The following is a 17,414-nucleotide window of genomic DNA, read 5'->3' as shown; positions in this document are numbered from 1 at the left end:
TTATTTGATATCTCCTATGATGAAGTTCTCGGGATTCTTTCCCTTGAAGTCTTTGTAATAAAGCTTTATTTCTTTCATTTCTTTGTCGAAATCTCCTGTAGGAATAAGGCTTTGCGTACATTGGATGCATTTTTTCTCATAGTCGATTCCATATAGGAGTATGGGAATCTTTGCCTTCAAGGCAATGTAATAGAAGCCTTTCTTCCAGTCGGCATTCGGCGACCGCGTTCCTTCCGGCGTGATACACAGTCGGAAGGCGTCGCTCTTAATGGCCTCGTTGGCAAGATTGTCGGTCATGCTTGTGTGCTTGTCCCGCCATACGGGGATGCCTCCCATGGATTTGAACAGGGCTCCTAACGGCCAGAAAAACCATTCCCGCTTCATCAGGAAGTTGATTCTGACGCCTTCAGAGCGGGTGTATAGCTGTCCGATGAGGAAGTCCCAGTTGCTGGTGTGGGGGGCAAGACTGATTATAAATTTATCGGGGAGGGGCACTGTTACTTCCTTGTGCCATCCCATTTTGGTGTATAGTATCCAGCTACAGAGCTTTTTTAGCATATCAAGATTATTGCATTGCATTGATTTGATCAATCACTTCGCTGACATCTTTGTTGAAGTTCTTGATGAGATTCTTAAAATAAAGTTTCTTTTCCACTCCTGGTTCAGGATGGGAAATGCGGCAGATGTAATTCGTGTGGATGTTGAGGATTGAGGCAAGCAAGGCTTTCACATTCTCCTGATCGGGCTCCCCGGAATAGAGGGAAGCCGCTATGCATTCCGCAAACAAATCACTGCAGATGTAGTTGATGGTCCGTTTTAAATCTCTTTTATTACTCATGACAATGTTAAATAGTAATTTTTTCCAAAGTTAGGAAAAAATCGGGAAAAACAATGCTAACATCGAAAAAAATGTTCGAAGACTTTGTTTTCTCCTGCAAATCTTTCCCCATATCATGGAAAATGAGTATCTTTGCGGTGATTTATTAAGGTTTAGTAGTAGAAGATAGGTTATATATAACAAAATAAATTAAGGTAAAAATGAAAAAAAGTCTTTTGCAGAGAGAGAGAGCTGCGTATCAGCCAAAACTGCCAAAGGGTCTTCAGGGTGCTGTAAAAGTACAGGAAGGCACTCCTACTCAGAGTGTAGGCGACCAGGAGGAGATCAAGAAATTATTCCCTAACACTTATGGAATGCCTCTCGTTGAGTTTGTTCCGGGCGAGGAAGAACACTCACAGAAGTTGAATGTCGGCATCATCCTTTCGGGCGGTCAGGCTCCTGGCGGCCACAATGTAATCAGTGGAATCTTTGACGCTGTCAAGAAACTGAATCCGGAAAACAAGCTCTATGGTTTCCTCATGGGGCCCGGCGGCTTGGTAGACCACGACTACATGGAGCTCACATCAGAGATTATTGACGAATATCGGAATACGGGCGGGTTCGACATGATTGGCTCCGGGCGTACCAAGCTGGAGAAAGAAGACCAGTTTGAGAAAGGCCTGGAGATTATCCGCAAGCTTGATATCAAGGCTATTGTCATCATCGGAGGCGACGACTCGAATACGAATGCCTGCGTGCTGGCCGAGTATTATGCCGCCAAGAACTATGGCGTGCAGGTAATCGGAGCGCCCAAGACCATCGACGGCGACCTGAAGAACGACCAGATTGAGGCTTCTTTCGGTTTCGATACGGCTACCAAGACCTATTCCGAGGTTATCGGCAATATAGAGCGTGATGCTAACTCTGCCCGCAAATACTGGCACTTCATCAAGCTGATGGGACGCTCCGCTTCGCACATCGCCCTGGAGTGCGCGCTCCAGACGCAGCCCAACATCTGCCTGATTTCGGAGGAAATTGAGAAGAACGACCTTACTTTGAATCAGATTGTGGAGCAGATTGCCACGGCCGTTGCCCAGCGTGCCGCCGACGGCAACAACTTCGGCGTAGTCCTCATACCCGAGGGGCTTATCGAGTTCATTCCTTCCATCGGGCGTCTCATCGACGAATTGAACGACCTTCTGGCCGCCCATGGCGACGACTACAAGAATCTTGAGGCCGAGGAGCAGAAGAAATACATCGTTGCGCACCTCTCCAAGGAGAATGCGGAGACATTCGGGACGCTGCCGGCAGATGTGGCCCGCCAGCTCTCCCTCGACCGCGACCCTCACGGAAATGTGCAGGTATCGCTCATAGAGACCGAGAAGCTGATTTCCGACATGGTGGCAGATAAGCTCGCCCAGTGGAAGAAGGAAGGCCGATTCGTAGGTTCCTTTGCGGCATTGCATCATTTCTTCGGCTATGAGGGCCGTTGCGCGGCTCCGTCGAACTTCGATGCCGACTATTGCTACGCCCTCGGCGTGAGCGCCGTCCAGCTGATTGCCAATGGCAAGACTGGCTATATGGCCATCGTGAAGAACCTCAGCGAGCCTACGGACGAGTGGCGTGCAGGAGGCGTGCCCATCACTATGATGATGAACATGGAGCGTCGCAACGGGGAGATGAAGCCGGTTATCCGCAAGGCGCTGGTAGACCTCGACGGTGCACCTTTCAAGAAGTTTGCCCAGAAGCGTGCGCAGTGGGCCAAGGAGACCTGCTATGTATATCCGGGTCCTATCCAGTATTGGGGGCCTGCTTCCGTGTCAGACCGCACCACCCGTACGCTCGCATTGGAGCAGGGCAAGAAGTAATCATGGCTACAGGCATAGCCCTCCTTCGCGGCGGGCATGCCTCTACCTATAAATATTTATGAGCGTGGCTACTCGCAAGACGAATACAGGAAAGAAAGATTCTTCATCGACCAAGAGGCGTCGTCGGGCGAATAGCCATGCCCATTCTCATCTTCCCAGGTTCTTCACCCGATATCCCCGCTGGGCTTATGTGGTAGGGGCCGTGGCTATAGTCATCCTCTATATCTGGGCTTTCTATTATTTTTTCGTCGGGCCGACGGGATTCCGCTGGCGGGCTCTTTATGGCGATGCCAATTATCCGGAAGGATATGAGATTCACGGAATCGACATCTCGCATTATCAAGGCACCATAGACTGGGACGAATTGAAGGGCGCGCAGATTGACGGATGTCCTCTCCGCTTCATCTTTATCAAGAGCACGGAGGGCAGTTCGCGCATAGACGAGAACTTCAATGACAATTTCTATCAGGCGCGGGAGTACGGATTCGTGCGCGGGGCGTATCATTTCTGGAGCAACAAGTCCACTGCCCGCGAGCAGGCTTACTATTTCCTGAAGCAGGTGCATCTGGAAGAGGGCGACCTGCCGCCGGTGCTCGACATAGAGCATGCGCCTAAGAATGTGGACATCGAGGACTTCCAGCGCGATGTGCTTGCGTGGCTGCACATCGTGGAGGACAGGTATCATGTGAAGCCAATCCTCTATACCTATTACACTTTCAAGCAGAAATATCTCTCGGCTCCGGTATTCGACGACTATCCTTACTGGATTGCCCACTATTATGTGCCGAAAGTGGCCTACAAGGGGGCATGGAAGTTCTGGCAGCACACCGATGCCGGGCGTCTGCCGGGCATAAAAGGATATGTGGACTTCAATATCTATAATGGTTCTTTCTATGACCTGAAGAGGCTGACTATCGGGTCGGAGGAAGAGGTGCAATAGGCTTCCCCAACCTTGCAAACCCTTCTGTTTTCAGCGTGGAAATTATATCCAGTTTTCTGAGTGAAACTGTATAATTATTCAGAAAGAGGCTCCTGATGGGGTAGATAGCCGCCTTTTACATGCCTTTTTGCCGTTAAAAGCCTTGTCGGAGACGGCCTTTTACCTTCCTTTTAGCCGCTAAAAGCCGGCCTAAATGCGGCAAACAGTCCGATAAACTGCCAGATTTGGGGATTTTGAGGGCAACCTTAAATGTTAATGAATATTAAACGCGCCTTTTAAACGCGCCACATTCGATTTTCGCGAGTCGGGCTTCCCGGAGTGAAAGGAGCCGACCGGAAGAGCCTCATGGGCAATATGAATAAATATTCGCTTTTGTGAATATCCGGAAAGGGGAAAATCGATTAGAGTTTTCTGTTTTGCAAGAGCAGGCACGCCCAGTTGTCGTCGGTCTTTCGGCCTGTTTCCTCGAGTCCTAACGAGGCGGCTTTCTCAGTAAGGAGCGGGATGTCTTCTTCATAGAATCCGCTGAGGATGAGGGTGGCCGAGGAGCGCATCACCTCCTTGAACTTGTCCATGTCGGCCAGCAGAATGTTGCGGTTGATGTTTGCCATCACGATGTCGAAGACTCCGTTGATGTGCGAGATGACACGCCCGTCGCCATGGAATACCGTCAGGTTGGTAACCTGGTTGATTTCGGCATTGTGCCGGGTGTTCTCCACGCTCCATTCGTCGATGTCGTAGGCAATACATTCCCTGGCTCCAAGCTTTGAGGCTGCGAGGGAGAGGATGCCGGTTCCGCACCCGCAGTCGAGCACCCGCTTGCCCTCCAGGTCAAGCTCCAGAAGCGTCGAGACTATCATTTGGGTGGTCTGGTGAGTGCCGGTTCCGAAGGCCAGCTTGGCATCGATGGCGATGGGAATCGTCGATTTGCGGATGTGAAAGTTTCCCAAAGGCTGCTTGGCGTCAAAGATGAGTATCTTGTCCTGTATGTTGATGGGGTCGAATCCGCCCTCCTCCCATGAGGCGTTCCAGTCTTTGTCTTCCACATCTTCCAGCGCATAGCTGATTTCCACCTGCTTGATGGGGAAGTCCTTGATGGCCTCGTCTAATGCGTGGCGATAGAAAAGGTCTTTCTGCGCATAGCCTTTCAGATGGTTGTCTTCGGTCTCCTCGAACGATTCGAAACCGGCGTTGGCGGCTGCGCCGGCGAGCAGGTCCTTGCAAGTCTGCAGCAGGCTGGCATCGCAGCGAATATCAAAATCAGCAACTATATATTTCATGACGCTTAATCTTTCTTGTTCGACCTAAAGTTAAAAATCCACTGCAAATATACAAAAAATAGGGAAAAACCTATCACGGTTTAGGGTTTTTCCGTATATTTGTATAGGTTTTGGTATTATTTTTGTATCGTAAATAAATAGATATAATAAAAAGGAGTAGTGCAAATGAAAAAGATGATTCTTCTCTCAGTCCTCGTTGGAGCGATGCCATTATCACTGATGGCTCAGGACGATGACCTTTACTTCACACCGAAGAAGACGGCCGAGACAGTCAGCTCCGCTCAAGATAAGGTTACGGAAAAGCCTACTTACTATGCAGGCAGCAACCGTGATGTCGACGAATATAATCGCCGGGGTAAGTATTGGAGCCATTATCAGAAGATTGGAACCGATGAAAAGGGCAACGATATTATTGAGTTTAAGAAAGGTCAGGGTGTCTATCCAGACTCCGTCTATGTCGATACCACCTTCGTCGGGAAGTATTATGACACGATTGTCGACGGCGACGACTATGCCTATTCCCGCTACATGAACCGCTGGGACGGGTTCTACGACCCGTGGCTCTACAGTTATCGCTGGGGCTTCGGCCCTTATTGGCGCTATGGCTGGTATGATCCCTGGTATTATGGCTATGCCGGCTGGTACGATCCTTGGTATGATCCTTGGTATTATGGCTATGGTTATTATGGTTGGGGGCATCCTTACTATGGTTACTACGGCTGGGGCTACCCTTACTATGGCGGATATTACGGCTGGGGCTATCCCGGCTATTGGGGCGGCGGCTACATTGCCCATCACTACACGGGAGCAGGAGGATATACCGGGGCGCGTACCTGGAATGGTCCGGGAAGAAACTTTGGCGGCAGCTCGAGCGGAGCCTATGCCGGAAGAACCAATACCTATACGGGTCGCAGCAGCAGAAACCGTTCGTTCGGCGGACGGGTGGGTACTGCTTCCCGAAGTGCGAGCAGCCCTTCCAACCGCTCTTTCGGCGGTACCCGCTCCTATACTCCGTCAAGTCCGAGCACCTCTCCGTCCTATAGCGGAAGTCGTTCAACGGGCAGCTTCGGAGGCGGTTTCTCCAGCGGAAGCTTCGGTGGAGGCAGCCGTGGAGGCGGTGGCGGTGGCGGCCATTTCGGTGGCGGTCGCAGATAACAAACAGCATTGTGTACTATAGAAACTTATAAGAAATATGAAAACTAAATATTTATTGATTGCAGCATTGGCGTTCTCAGTAATGCCAATGGCTGCCCAAGAAACTTATCAGGATGCCAAACTTATCGGTAACGACTTGAATGGAACGGCTCGATATGTGGGTATGGGCGGAGCCATGGAAGCCCTGGGGGCAGACATCTCGACCACGAGCACCAACCCGGGCGGCATCGGCCTCTTCCGCTCCAGTCAGATTAGTCTGTCCGGAGGGCTTGTTGCCCAGACCGGAGAAGATACCAATATATCGGGAAATGGCATCAATGCGAAGATAAACGGAGATAAGACCAATGCCAGTTTTGACCAGATCGGCCTTGTCTGGGTTAATCGTACGAGTGGCAAATCGTTCCTGAACCTCGGGTTCAATTACCACAAGAGCCGCAACTTCGATCAGATTCTCACGGCCACGGGAGCGTTGAAGAATGCATCTCAGAACAAGCTCTCGTCGATGAAGTATCCGATGGCTAACGAAGGAATGTGGAACGGCGTGGATGCCAGCTACGAAAAGATACTGGCTGGTAAGAATCAGGATGGCACTACTTTCATGAATTATTATGATGCCACGGCTTATGCTTTCGGGCAATATCAGAAAGGATATATCGGAGAATATGACTTCACGGTCAGCGGCAACATCAAGGACCGCTGGTATCTGGGACTTACCTTTGGCCAGCATGATGTGCACTATCGCAGCAACAGCTACTACACGGAGAATCTTGCACAGGTTCCAGGGGCCACGGTGCAGCCTGTCTCGGCTGAGTCTTGGGAAGATCTGAAGATTACCGGTACGGGCTTTGATGTCAAGGCCGGCGTCATCTTCCGTCCGGTGGAAGAGTCTCCGTTTCGCATCGGCTTGTATGTAAATACTCCGGTATTCTATGACCTGAAGATGACGGGCTACAACGATATTACGATGACTGACGCACAAAATTCTTTCGATCAGGGCAATTCCGCTACTTACGACTATAAGGTTTACACCCCTTGGAAGTTTGGTTTGAGCCTCGGGCATACGGTCGGAAGCAGCCTTGCCTTTGGTGCAACCTATGAATATTCAGATTACGGCACCATCGATAATCGTATCAACGACGGCGGCTATTATGATGCTTGGTATGGTACATATTATGAGGAAAGCAGCAGCGACGGCGACATGAACGACCACACGGAGGCAACCCTTAAGGGCGTGCATACCCTGAAACTCGGTATGGAATACAAGCCCATCCAGTCGCTGTCGTTCCGTCTGGGCTACAACTTCGTGTCTGCGGTATTCAATGAGGATGGTTTCCGCGACGGTTCAATCGCATCGCCGGGTACAGCCTATGCGACCTCTACTGATTATACGAACTGGAAGTCTACCAACCGCTTTACGCTGGGCGTGGGCTATCAGATTAAGAAATTCAGCGTCGACCTTGCCTATCAGTATAGCCAGACGGATGGAGAATTCTTCCCGTTCATGAGCTATTATGCACAAAATGCCAGCGAAAGCAATGTGGCAGAAGTATCACATGTAAGCTTCAAGCGCAACCAATTGTTGCTGACTCTTGGCTACAGGTTCTGAAGTAACACTTCTTTAAATATATCTTGTCTGGCTGGTTCTTCTATAGGAATCAGCCAGATTTTCTTATAATTTCGTTTATTTATAGATAAAAAAGTTTCAAAATAGTTTGTTTCTTGATATCTTTATTGTATATTTGCATTGTTGCGTTAGCAACATGCTATAACTTGAGATAAGATTAGTTTTTTTTAGTGGTTAATTTAGTTTTAGTAAAATCAGTGGGATTTGTCGTGAGACAAGTCCCATTTTAGCTTGTTGTATCAGCTCAATGTCTGACCGTTTTCTTCCCGTCCTGAATGTAGACTCCTTGCGGAAGGCGGCTCCGGTCGTCTCCAATCTTGATGCCCTGCAGGGTATAGATCGCCGACCTGCCTTGAGGCAAGGCTCCATGCAGGTTCCGGATACCCAGGGTCTCTCCGTCAATTTGCAACAGGGTCAGCTTGCCCCCGTTGTCTTGGCGGCAGGTCAGATACCATTTATAGGGCTCTATGGTCATCGATTTGAGGCTTGTGCAGACATAGAATCCTTTCTGATAAAGTATGAAGGCTCTGCTTCCACCTACCCTCTGGAGCTTGTAGACGCCGTGGATGGTGATGGGCCCGAGGGCTGTGTCGACCACGGAGTCAGCCTCCTGATGCAGGAAATCGATGTTGTAGAAAGTGTAGGGAGCTCCCGAGAAGGTACCGTATATTAAATAAGGAGTATTGGCTTTCAGGCTTTCGTTTACACTCATCTTCGTGAAAGTAACCGTGCTGTCCGTGGATGCGGAGGGCTTATAGCAGGAGGTGCCGGAGCCGAATACATCCTGTGGATAGTCAATATCGAATGGCAGGAAGAGCGTGTTGTAGTATCCATTCTCGAAAGTGCGCTCGAGTTTCACGGTTCCGACAAAGTCCTGGTCGCCTAAATCCCTGTTCTGGCTTAGGGTCAAGGTCTCTGCCGGCTTGCTTCCCGATACGCTGTAGAGTTCCGCGTAGGCCATGGAGGTATTGCTCTTGGCCATCAGCCGGAAGCTTTCGGCGTCCGTATTGTATCTCAGGCTCTTGTTGCCTATCAGAATCTGGATGCCTTTCTGGTTCTTAGAGAAGCCGAGAAGAAACTTGCTGTCGGCAGTCTTGCTGTGCAGGAAGAGATTCATGTATTGCTGTTGCTGGATAACCGTGGCGTCGACTTCGCCTACGAATCGCTCGTTCTCCGTGTTCTGCAAGAGCCAGTGCCCGTCCTTGCGGATTATTCGGAAGAGCAGGGTGTGGTCCTTCAGTTCCGGCAGCGAGGCATAGGCGGCGGTGCTCTCAAACATGAGGATGCTGTCTATCCGGCTGTTCGGATAGCGTTGCCATTTCAGATTCCGGTATCCTGTTTCGTCCTTGCAGGTGATCAGATAGACTGCACTGTCCGTGAGCTGGCTCTCGGAAGTGATTCTCACGAACTCGTCTCCGGCCTCTGATGAGAGGCTCGGCGTCAACAGGAAGAAGAGGTATAGGAGTCTTTTCAGTCGTTTCATGATACTTGTTTTGTTTTTTCAAAGTTATAAATTATTTTGCAAACTACATCGATTCTCGAAGAAAAAAGTTACCTTTGTATCTAAAACAAGTGAAGATGGACGAGTTTTCTCAGAATGTTTCGCAAGAAGAGGTGTTGCCCATTCCTAATTGGGGAGGCAGGGTAGAGGAAGACGGCAAGAACTGGTATGCCGCCCGTCTCTTCACGACGCGGCAGCATGAAATCGTCGATCTGTTGACGGCAAAGGGCCTCTCCTGTTTCGTTCCGATGGAATATCGGGATGTCATGAGGTCGGAAAAACTCGTGAAGCATGCCCTGATGCCCGTGGTCAGAAATCTGATTTTCATCCGAAAGGACTATTCCGAGCCGGAAACCCGCAGGATTCTGGCAGATGTTCCCTACAAGTTGAGCATCCTGCGCAAGGCAAAGGACAATCCGGAATACTACGAGATTCCCCACCGGCAGATGCTGGAGTTCCAGATAATGTGCAATCCCGAGCTCGAGATGCGCAAGTATCTTTCCGGCGACGAGGCCCGTCTGAAGGCCGGAACGCCGGTGTCCGTGGAGCACGGCCCGCTGAAAGGGCTTTCCGGAAAGCTCGTGCGTTCGAGCAAAAAGTATTATCTGCTGAAGGAAGTGCCGGGCATGGCCGTCATGATCAAGGTGTCGCGCTGGTGTTGCAAGCCGCTTGAGCTAAAGTAGCTGATGGGTTCTTGACTGCCCAGCTTTTGTTTCCTGTTTTCTGGAAGGTGGCTTCCAGTTTGACAAAATCGCCGAGATTGACTAACAATCTCGGCGATTTTGTGCGACGATTTCGGCGATTTTGTTGCGCAGAAAGCCGCTTCCTGTATGTTGAGTGATTATCAGAACTCGCTCGTGAAGTGGAATTTGATGTGCTTGAAGTCCTGCTGCGCCATGCTCAGCACATAGCCGCTGTCGGCAAGGAACACATCGCGGCCTTCCAGATCCTTGGCCATATACTGATATTTGCGCTTCTTGAAGTTGTCGTATTCGGCCGCGTCGTCGCTCTCAATCCAGCACGCCTTGTAGAGGTGCACCGGCTCCCAGCGGCACTTGGCGTTGTATTCGTTCTCCAGTCTGTACTGTATCACCTCAAACTGCAACTGCCCCACGGTGCCCACGATGCGGCGGTTGTTAAACTGGTTGACGAACAGCTGGGCCACGCCTTCATTCATCAACTGTTCCAGACCCTTGCTGAACTGCTTTGACTTCATGGGGTCGTCGTTCTCAATATACTTGAAGAGTTCGGGCGAGAAGCTGGGGAGCCCGCGGAAATGGAGAGCTTCACCCTCGGTAAGCGTGTCTCCAATCTTGAAGATTCCGTTGTCGGGAAGTCCCACGATGTCGCCTGGGTAGGCCTCGTCTATCGTCGATTTGCGTTGCGCCATGAACTGCGTAGGACTGCTGAACCTCACCGTTTTGCCCAGCCGGATGTGCTGATAAGGCTGGTTGCGCTGGAATTTTCCGGAGCAAACCTTGCAGAACGCGATGCAAGAACGATGGTTCGGGTCGATGTTGGCGGTAATCTTGAAGATAAAGCCGGTGAACTTTTCCTCCGTCGGATTCACCATGCGCTCCTCGGCCTTGGTGGGTCTCGGGCTGGGGGCAATCTCCACGAAGCAGTCGAGCAGCTCCTGCACGCCGAAGTTGTTGAGGGCGCTGCCGAAGAAAACGGGGGCTACCTCGGCCGTCCGATAGGTGTCGACATCAAACTCGGGATAGACTCCGTCCACCAGTTCAAGGTCTTCCCGCAGTTGTCGGGCTTCCCTTTCGCCCACATGCCGGTCGAGTTCCTTCGACTGTACATCCACGGCCACCTTCTCCGTAACGCGCTGCTTGTTCGGGGTAAACAAGTTCAGCTGCTGCTCGTAGATGTTATATACGCCCTTGAACCTCAAGCCTTGGCCGATGGGCCACGACAGGGGGCGGACATGGATGCTGAGTTCCTGCTCCAGTTCATCCAGCAGGTCGAACGGGTCTCGGCCCTCGCGATCCATCTTGTTGACGAATATAATAACGGGCGTGTTCCTCATTCGGCACACCTCCATCAGCTTCCGGGTCTGCGTTTCGACGCCCTTGGCGGAGTCGACCACGATGATGGCCGAGTCTACGGCCGTCAATGTGCGGTAGGTGTCCTCGGCAAAGTCCTGGTGGCCAGGGGTGTCGAGTATGTTCACCTTATAGTCTCGGTAGTCGAACTCCATGACGGAGGTCGATACGGAGATACCGCGCTGTTTCTCTATATCCATCCAGTCGGAGGTCGCCGTCTTGCGAATCTTATTGCTCTTTACGGCTCCCGCCACTTGGATTTGTCCTCCGAAGAGCAGGAATTTCTCGGTGAGGGTGGTCTTGCCGGCATCCGGGTGAGAGATGATGGCGAAGGTTCTTCTTCTTTCTATTTCGTTCATGAGGTTATTTCATGTTGGATATGCACTTCTTCAGGGAGTCTGTCCAGTAGGGAATCTTGATGCCGAAGGTTTCCTTTACCTTGGTCTTGTCGAGCACGCTGTAGGCCGGACGCTTCACGGGCGAGGGGTATTCGCTGCTGTGGCAGGGCTGGATGTCGCAGTCGGTATGGCCCGCAATCTCGGCAATCTGCTTCGTGAAGTCATACCAGCTGCACACTCCTTCGTTGGAATAATGGTAGATGCCGCTGTTTCCGACGAACTTTCGGTTCTCGACAATGTATAGGATGGCTTCGGCGAGGTCGCCTGCATAGGTGGGGGTGCCCGTCTGGTCGAAGACCACTTTCAGCTGGGGTTTCGTGGAAGTGAGGTTCAGCATGGTCTTCAGGAAGTTATGCCCGAACTCACTATACAGCCAAGCCGTGCGGAAAATGAGGTAGTCAGCACCCGTGGCGATGATTTTCTGCTCTCCGTGAAGCTTCGTCAGGCCGTACACGCCGGTGGGATTACCCTGCTGATTTTCGTTGCAAGGCGTGTTATAGGCGTCTGCCCCGAAGACATAGTCCGTGGAGATGTGTACCAGCAAGCCGCCCGCTTCCTTCATAGCCTTGGCCAGATTCTCCGGTGCCTTGGCGTTCAGTGTCTCCACAATGTCGCCGGCGGTCTCGGCCTTGTCTACATTTGTCCATGCCGCGCAGTTGATGATGCACTTGATGTCGTTGTCCCTGACCTCCTTGCGGACGGCCTCAAGGTCGGTGATGTCAAGTTTTCGATACCCGTCGCAGACATCCGTGAAGATATAGTTGTCTCTTGAATTCTTGCTGGCCAGCTGCATCTCGTTCCCGAGCTGCCCGTTGGCACCTGTAACCAAAATGTTCATATTCAGTCGTCCTCGAATTTTAAACCTTCGTTCCTGTCCTTTATATAATAGTCGGAGAGCAAGCCGATGAAGGTGGAAATCTCGTTGATGGCATGCTCCGTATCAGCCGTTATCTCCTTCTTCTGCAGCCGCAGCAGCATCACACCGTAAAGGGCGTCGAGGCAGGTCTCTATCTCGTTGACCTCCTTGTCTCCCTTGTTGCGCAGCTCGACGATGAAAGGCAGCACCTTATAGTAGGCTGCGTTGTAGAAAGGAAACTTGCTTGACTGCAGGAGCAGGCGGTGCAGGTCGATGACATCCTTCAGGAGCACCTCGTTGATCTGCAGGTGCCCGTATTCACGCTTGCCTTCCTCGTTCATCATGCGGATGAGGTTACCGTACCAGTCGCGCAGCTCCTCCTTCTGCTCTTCATCATAGTCGAACCGGCTGATATACTCCCGGTTGAGTACGACCAGCGAGCATCCGTAGGCGCGGATGATATCTTCCACCTGCCACATATAGAGCAGGTATTCGGCAATGCTTTTCTTGCGTAGTTCCTGAGCGATGAACATTAGTAGGATGTTAATGAGTAAAGGTTGAATACCGTGCCGACGAGTATGATTAGGGAGACTAATATCACGACACAGCCAATCACCTTATTAATAATGAGTATACCGTTGTTATCGAATTTTCCTCTTATCTTGTCTACGAGCCAAGTCAACCCGAACCACCACAGCAGGGCACCGCCTACGATGCTCAAATAGCCCAGGGTCATCTCTATTGGCTTGTGGGGAATGACAAAAGTGAACTGGGCGAAAGTTGCTATGAATAGGAATATGATCAGCGGATTGGAGAAAGTAATCAGGAATGCGGTGATTCCGTTGTGCCAGAGTGTACCTTTGTTATTGCTGCTTGCATGTATCTTGCGGGTGGGATTGCTGCGGTAGCAGTAGATGCCGAATACCAGCAGCACGACGCTTCCAATGATCTTGAGCCAGAAAAGGTTGGTCGGGTCGTTGATGAGGTTCATCATGAAGCTCATCCCGAGACCAGTGAACAGCGCGTAGATGATGTCGCTGACAGCCGCTCCCACTCCCGTAACGAACCCGTACCAGCGGCCTTTGTTCAAGGTGCGCTGTATGCAAAGCACCCCTACGGGTCCCATCGGAGCAGAGGCAATGATACCTATCAAGATCCCTTTGAATATGAGATCCAAGATGTCTATTTGAAACGGGAACGGCATATCGGGTGCAAAATTACAAATTATTATTGAAAAAAGAAAGGCGGAGAACGAAAAAACCACTCCCTCGGATAAAATAATCTTAAATATTCTTTGTTTAGTCTGGCTTTTTCTTTACCTTTGCGTATGAGGAAATGAATAACTAAAAAACAAACAAAATATTAGAAATGGAAGGTAACAATGAATTGAAACCGTATGTTATCGGTTTGGATCTGGGGGGTACGAACTCAGTATTCGGTATTGTAGACAGCCGTGGCGACATCAAGGCCACTACGGCTATTAAGACTCAGGCCTATGAGAAAGTGGAGGATTATGTGGCAGCCTCAGTAGAGGCCATTCATGTAATCGTAGACCAGGTGGGGGGCCTTGACAAGATCAAGGCGATGGGCATCGGTGCCCCTAACGGCAATTACTATACGGGAACCATAGAGTTTGCTCCCAATCTGAAGTGGGGCCATACGGGTATTGTTCCTTTGGCCGACCTCTTCTCGAAGGCCCTGGGCATTCCGGTTGCCCTGACCAATGACGCCAATGCGGCCGCCATCGGCGAGATGACCTATGGCGTGGCCCGCGGAATGAAGAACTTCATCATGCTGACTCTTGGCACCGGAGTGGGTTCGGGCATAGTCATCAACGGGCAGGTGGTCTATGGATGCGACGGCTTTGCCGGCGAGCTGGGCCATGTCATCATGCGTCGCGACAACGGGCGCCCGTGTGGCTGTGGGCGCTGCGGCTGCCTGGAGGCCTATTGCTCGGCAACGGGAGTTGCCCGTACGGCAAGGGAATTCCTTGCTACGCGCGATGACGCGTCTCTGCTGCGTGAATATAAGCCGGAAGACATTACCTCTCTCGAGGTGTCGATTGCTGCCGGCAAGGGCGATGCCTTGGCAAAGGAAGTATATGAGTTTACCGGTAAGATGCTGGGCGAGGCCTGTGCCGACTTCGCGGCATTCTCGTCTCCCGAGGCATTTATCTTCTTCGGCGGACTGACGAAGGCCGGCGACCTGCTGATGGAGCCGCTCGTAAAGAGCTATAAGGAGCACTCTCTGACCATCTTCCGCGATAAGCCGAAGTTCCTGATCAGCGTGCTGGACGGCTCGTCGGCAGCGGTGCTCGGTGCAAGTGCCGTGGGCTGGGATATTAATCCGGATTGATATTCGGGGAGATAAAATAATTCCTGAAGGCCTGATGCTTGCAGCGTCGGGCCTTCTTTTGTGCCGTGGCTCCACAAGTGAAAGGCGGCAAAGAGAGATGTTACACGCCGTGTGTAATGTGATTACACGCTATGTGTAACATCCTTACAAACGGTGTGTAATCTTCTCGTTTATATCATTCGGCCGAGAAGTCGGCCACGAGCTTGCGATACATGGAATACATGCGGGTGCGGGAGATGTAGCCTACGAGAATGTTGTTGACATCCGCGACGGGCAGATAATTGGCATTCGTGGTGTCGAATTTCCGCATTACATCCTCCATGGGGTCGTTCATTCCGAGGGTGGCAGGTGCCTTTGTCATCAGCTGTCCTACCGTCATGCGGTTGTAAAGCTCGGTGCGGAAGACGATGTGGCGGATCTTGGTAATGTCTATCTCACCCAGCAGGGTGCCCGCCTTGTCGATGACGGGGAGGAATTCAGAGTCGTTCTCGCTGATGACCCTTACCAGTTTCGACAAGGGGAGGTCGGGGTTTACGGAAGTAAAGTCTTTCTCGATGACGCTGTCGAGGTTCATCAATATGAGAATCGACTTGTCGATATGATGGGTGAGCAGCTTTCCCTCCCGGGCCAGCCGCATGGCATAGATGCTGTGAGGCTCGAAGATGTTGATCGTGAGGACGGAAACCACGCACACGATAATCAGCGGCATGAAGAGCTGGTAGCCGCCCGTGATTTCCGCAATCAGGAAGATGCCCGTAAGCGGCGCATGCATCACTCCGGCTATGAGGCCGGCCATGCCCATGAGGGTGAGGTTTTTCTCGGGGAGGTAGACTCCCACTTGATACATGTTCCAGATGCGGGAAAAGAAGAAGCCGCCGAAGGCTCCGATGAACAGTGAGGGTGCGAAGGTTCCACCGCAGCCGCCGCTCCCGTTGGTGGCACTCGTGGCGAACACCTTGGTGAGCAATACCAGGCCGATGTAGAGCACGAGCAAGTTGCCGTGGCCATAGAAGAGAGAGTTGTTCATGATGTGCATCCAGTCGGCCTCGCTGTTGCCGTTCAGCAGCACTTCGATGGCTCCGTAGCCCTCGCCGTACAGCGACGGGAAGAGGAAAATGAGGGAACTCAGGATGAGGCCGCCGAAGATGAGCCTTGCATAAGTGTGTTTCTTCATCTTCGCAAACACATTCTCACAGGCAGTCATGGTGCGCATGAAGTAGAGGCTTACCAGCCCGCAGAACAGTCCGAAGAGGGTGTAGGCGGGCAGGCGCTCGAGTGTCCATGCGTTGTCAAGGTGGAAATTGAAGAGCGCGGTGTCGCCCACGAAGATGTAGGAGAAGCAGGTTGCCGTAACGCAGGATATCAGGATGGGCAGCAGCGAGGCCATGCTCAGGTCGACCATGAGCACTTCGAGCGTGAAGACCAGTCCTGCTATCGGGGCCTTGAAGATACCGGCGATGGCAGCAGAAGCTCCGCATCCGACCAGCAACATCAGGTTTTTCTTTTCCAGATGGAACAGCTGACCGAGGTTGCTGCCGATGGCCGATCCGGTAAGCACAATCGGCGCCTCAGCTCCTACGGAACCGCCGAACCCGATGGTGATGGCCGACGCGATGACCGACGACCAGCAGTTGTGCCGTTTCAGATGGCTGTTTTTCGTGGAAATGGCATAGAGCACCCGGGTAATACCATGCGAGATGTTGTCCTTTACCACATATTTAATAAACATCGAGGTAATCCAGATGCCGATGATGGGGAACAGGAGGTAGAGCCAGTTGTAACTGGTGATGGTGAATCCCGTAGTGAGCAGTATCTGGATCTGCCGGATAATCCAATGGAGGAAAAGGGCGGCGACGGAGGCAAAGAAGCCCACGAAGAAGGAGAGTATGAGCGTCATCTGGCGGTCGGGGATATGCTGGTTCCGCCAATTGACGATTCTCTCCATCGTGGTCTCTCTCTTTTCTATCGCTGCTTCCATGTGAAAACTATTTCCTTATGATCTTGATTTCTCCGCCCTGGCCTACTTTTATGATGCTCGAAGGTGTGTGTGGCTTGTGTTCCTGCCTACGGGAAGTGCAGACATAGTCTACAGCCTCCAAAAGTTCAGGCGATATATCGCTGAAATTCTGGGCTGCCGGCGCTCCGCTGATGTTGGCACTCGTGCTTACGATGGCTTTCTGGAATCTGTAGCACAGCTCCTTGGAAAAGGGCTCTTTGGTGATGCGGAGCGCAATGGAACCATCCTCGGCGATGAGATTCGGGGCAAGGTTGATGGCGTTGTCCAATATCACCGTCATCGGTTTGTCAGCCACATCCAGTAGCTGCCAGGCAATTTCCGGCACATTGCGGACATACCTTTGCAGCCTTCCGTCCGAGTCTACGAGGCAGATTAAAGCCTTGGAATCATCCCGGTGCTTTATCTCATACACCTTGGCTACGGCCTCGGCATTGGTGGCGTCGCAGCCGATTCCCCACACGGTATCGGTGGGATAGAGGATTACGCCTCCCTTTCTCAATACCTCGACGGCGTTTTTGATGTCTTCTGCTTGTGTCATTTGTCGTGTAATCT

At 51.6% G+C, this 17,414-nt stretch carries 16 protein-coding genes; 6 read left to right on the top strand and 10 right to left on the bottom strand.

The window, feature by feature from the left end:
- Together BM114_RS03840 and BM114_RS03835 are read right to left on the bottom strand one after the other, a co-directional pair.
- Window positions 1-558, bottom strand: a complete 558-nt coding sequence (locus BM114_RS03840; RefSeq protein ID WP_092110586.1) for a 1-acyl-sn-glycerol-3-phosphate acyltransferase — start codon at window positions 556-558, stop codon at window positions 1-3.
- Window positions 559-565: 7 nt separating this feature from the next.
- Window positions 566-838 carry a hypothetical protein gene (locus BM114_RS03835; protein ID WP_092110585.1) on the bottom strand — a complete coding sequence of 91 codons (273 nt, stop codon included), beginning with the start codon at window positions 836-838 and terminating at the stop codon, window positions 566-568.
- A gap of 200 nt (window positions 839-1,038) precedes the next feature.
- On the opposite strand from BM114_RS03835, the gene BM114_RS03830 reads away from it, so the two are divergent.
- Together BM114_RS03830 and BM114_RS03825 are read left to right on the top strand one after the other, a co-directional pair.
- Complete coding sequence (locus tag BM114_RS03830) at window positions 1,039-2,685, top strand: diphosphate--fructose-6-phosphate 1-phosphotransferase (protein WP_092110584.1); 1,647 nt, start codon at window positions 1,039-1,041, stop codon at window positions 2,683-2,685.
- A 58-nt stretch (window positions 2,686-2,743) separates the two neighbouring features.
- Window positions 2,744-3,625, top strand: coding sequence for a glycoside hydrolase family 25 protein (locus BM114_RS03825; protein ID WP_092110583.1), 882 nt, complete (start codon window positions 2,744-2,746; stop codon window positions 3,623-3,625).
- Between the two features lie 401 nt (window positions 3,626-4,026).
- On the opposite strand, the gene prmA is transcribed toward BM114_RS03825, so the two are convergent.
- Entirely contained in the window at window positions 4,027-4,905 is an 879-nt protein-coding gene (gene prmA, locus BM114_RS03820; RefSeq protein ID WP_092110582.1) for a 50S ribosomal protein L11 methyltransferase, read from the bottom strand.
- A 165-nt stretch (window positions 4,906-5,070) separates the two neighbouring features.
- On the opposite strand from prmA, the gene BM114_RS03815 reads away from it, so the two are divergent.
- Both BM114_RS03815 and BM114_RS03810 read left to right on the top strand, forming a co-directional pair.
- The gene (locus BM114_RS03815; protein ID WP_092110634.1) at window positions 5,071-6,060 is read left to right on the top strand and encodes a hypothetical protein; all 990 of its coding nucleotides are present in this window, start codon (window positions 5,071-5,073) and stop codon (window positions 6,058-6,060) included.
- Window positions 6,061-6,097: 37 nt separating this feature from the next.
- A complete protein-coding gene (locus BM114_RS03810) occupies window positions 6,098-7,666 on the top strand; it encodes an OmpP1/FadL family transporter (RefSeq protein WP_092110581.1) in 1,569 nt (522 codons plus the stop codon).
- Window positions 7,667-7,928: 262 nt separating this feature from the next.
- Here BM114_RS03810 and BM114_RS03805 read toward each other — a convergent pair whose 3' ends face one another.
- Window positions 7,929-9,167: a hypothetical protein gene (locus BM114_RS03805; RefSeq protein ID WP_092110580.1), complete on the bottom strand. Its 1,239-nt coding sequence runs from the start codon at window positions 9,165-9,167 to the stop codon at window positions 7,929-7,931.
- A gap of 95 nt (window positions 9,168-9,262) precedes the next feature.
- Between BM114_RS03805 and BM114_RS03800 the strand changes: the two genes are divergently transcribed.
- Window positions 9,263-9,868, top strand: coding sequence for a UpxY family transcription antiterminator (locus BM114_RS03800; protein WP_092110579.1), 606 nt, complete (start codon window positions 9,263-9,265; stop codon window positions 9,866-9,868).
- Between the two features lie 161 nt (window positions 9,869-10,029).
- On the opposite strand, the gene BM114_RS03795 is transcribed toward BM114_RS03800, so the two are convergent.
- Genes BM114_RS03795 through BM114_RS03780 form a run of 4 tightly spaced genes read right to left on the bottom strand, consistent with a single transcriptional unit; the run spans window position 10,030 to window position 13,694 of the window.
- On the bottom strand, window positions 10,030-11,595 hold the full coding sequence (locus BM114_RS03795; RefSeq protein ID WP_092110576.1) for a peptide chain release factor 3: 1,566 nt from the start codon (window positions 11,593-11,595) through the stop codon (window positions 10,030-10,032).
- A gap of 4 nt (window positions 11,596-11,599) precedes the next feature.
- A complete protein-coding gene (rfbD, locus tag BM114_RS03790; protein WP_092110574.1) occupies window positions 11,600-12,472 on the bottom strand; it encodes a dTDP-4-dehydrorhamnose reductase in 873 nt (290 codons plus the stop codon).
- A gap of 2 nt (window positions 12,473-12,474) precedes the next feature.
- The gene (locus tag BM114_RS03785) at window positions 12,475-13,023 is read right to left on the bottom strand and encodes a DUF4924 family protein (RefSeq protein ID WP_092110572.1); all 549 of its coding nucleotides are present in this window, start codon (window positions 13,021-13,023) and stop codon (window positions 12,475-12,477) included.
- Window positions 13,023-13,694 (bottom strand): LysE family translocator, encoded by a 672-nt coding sequence (locus BM114_RS03780; protein WP_092110571.1) that lies wholly within the window; start codon window positions 13,692-13,694, stop codon window positions 13,023-13,025. Before BM114_RS03780 ends, BM114_RS03785 begins: the two co-directional genes overlap by 1 nt.
- Before the next feature lie 164 nt (window positions 13,695-13,858).
- On the opposite strand from BM114_RS03780, the gene BM114_RS03775 reads away from it, so the two are divergent.
- Window positions 13,859-14,845 carry an ROK family protein gene (locus BM114_RS03775; RefSeq protein ID WP_092110569.1) on the top strand — a complete coding sequence of 329 codons (987 nt, stop codon included), beginning with the start codon at window positions 13,859-13,861 and terminating at the stop codon, window positions 14,843-14,845.
- 175 nt (window positions 14,846-15,020) lie between these two features.
- On the opposite strand, the gene BM114_RS03770 is transcribed toward BM114_RS03775, so the two are convergent.
- Entirely contained in the window at window positions 15,021-16,823 is a 1,803-nt protein-coding gene (locus BM114_RS03770) for a chloride channel protein (RefSeq protein WP_092110567.1), read from the bottom strand.
- A gap of 7 nt (window positions 16,824-16,830) precedes the next feature.
- Window positions 16,831-17,400: an L-threonylcarbamoyladenylate synthase gene (locus BM114_RS03765; RefSeq protein ID WP_092110564.1), complete on the bottom strand. Its 570-nt coding sequence runs from the start codon at window positions 17,398-17,400 to the stop codon at window positions 16,831-16,833.
- Between the last annotated feature and the right edge of the window lie 14 nt (window positions 17,401-17,414).

This window comes from Prevotella sp. KH2C16 (genome assembly GCF_900113305.1).
In the GTDB taxonomy this organism is placed as follows: domain Bacteria; phylum Bacteroidota; class Bacteroidia; order Bacteroidales; family Bacteroidaceae; genus Prevotella.
Note: the sequence above shows the minus strand (reverse complement) of the source record. Positions and strands in the feature narration are given on the sequence as shown.

What these genes read in the sequence shown, in the direction of transcription:
- BM114_RS03840 (WP_092110586.1), bottom strand. Translation starts at nt 558, where the DNA reads ATGCTAAAAAAGCTCTGTAGCTGGATACTATACACCAAAATGGGATGG.
- BM114_RS03835 (WP_092110585.1), bottom strand. Translation starts at nt 838, where the DNA reads ATGAGTAATAAAAGAGATTTAAAACGGACCATCAACTACATCTGCAGT.
- BM114_RS03830 (WP_092110584.1), top strand. Translation starts at nt 1,039, where the DNA reads ATGAAAAAAAGTCTTTTGCAGAGAGAGAGAGCTGCGTATCAGCCAAAA.
- BM114_RS03825 (WP_092110583.1), top strand. Translation starts at nt 2,744, where the DNA reads ATGAGCGTGGCTACTCGCAAGACGAATACAGGAAAGAAAGATTCTTCA.
- prmA (WP_092110582.1), bottom strand. Translation starts at nt 4,905, where the DNA reads ATGAAATATATAGTTGCTGATTTTGATATTCGCTGCGATGCCAGCCTG.
- BM114_RS03815 (WP_092110634.1), top strand. Translation starts at nt 5,071, where the DNA reads ATGAAAAAGATGATTCTTCTCTCAGTCCTCGTTGGAGCGATGCCATTA.
- BM114_RS03810 (WP_092110581.1), top strand. Translation starts at nt 6,098, where the DNA reads ATGAAAACTAAATATTTATTGATTGCAGCATTGGCGTTCTCAGTAATG.
- BM114_RS03805 (WP_092110580.1), bottom strand. Translation starts at nt 9,167, where the DNA reads ATGAAACGACTGAAAAGACTCCTATACCTCTTCTTCCTGTTGACGCCG.
- BM114_RS03800 (WP_092110579.1), top strand. Translation starts at nt 9,263, where the DNA reads ATGGACGAGTTTTCTCAGAATGTTTCGCAAGAAGAGGTGTTGCCCATT.
- BM114_RS03795 (WP_092110576.1), bottom strand. Translation starts at nt 11,595, where the DNA reads ATGAACGAAATAGAAAGAAGAAGAACCTTCGCCATCATCTCTCACCCG.
- rfbD (WP_092110574.1), bottom strand. Translation starts at nt 12,472, where the DNA reads ATGAACATTTTGGTTACAGGTGCCAACGGGCAGCTCGGGAACGAGATG.
- BM114_RS03785 (WP_092110572.1), bottom strand. Translation starts at nt 13,023, where the DNA reads ATGTTCATCGCTCAGGAACTACGCAAGAAAAGCATTGCCGAATACCTG.
- BM114_RS03780 (WP_092110571.1), bottom strand. Translation starts at nt 13,694, where the DNA reads ATGCCGTTCCCGTTTCAAATAGACATCTTGGATCTCATATTCAAAGGG.
- BM114_RS03775 (WP_092110569.1), top strand. Translation starts at nt 13,859, where the DNA reads ATGGAAGGTAACAATGAATTGAAACCGTATGTTATCGGTTTGGATCTG.
- BM114_RS03770 (WP_092110567.1), bottom strand. Translation starts at nt 16,823, where the DNA reads ATGGAAGCAGCGATAGAAAAGAGAGAGACCACGATGGAGAGAATCGTC.
- BM114_RS03765 (WP_092110564.1), bottom strand. Translation starts at nt 17,400, where the DNA reads ATGACACAAGCAGAAGACATCAAAAACGCCGTCGAGGTATTGAGAAAG.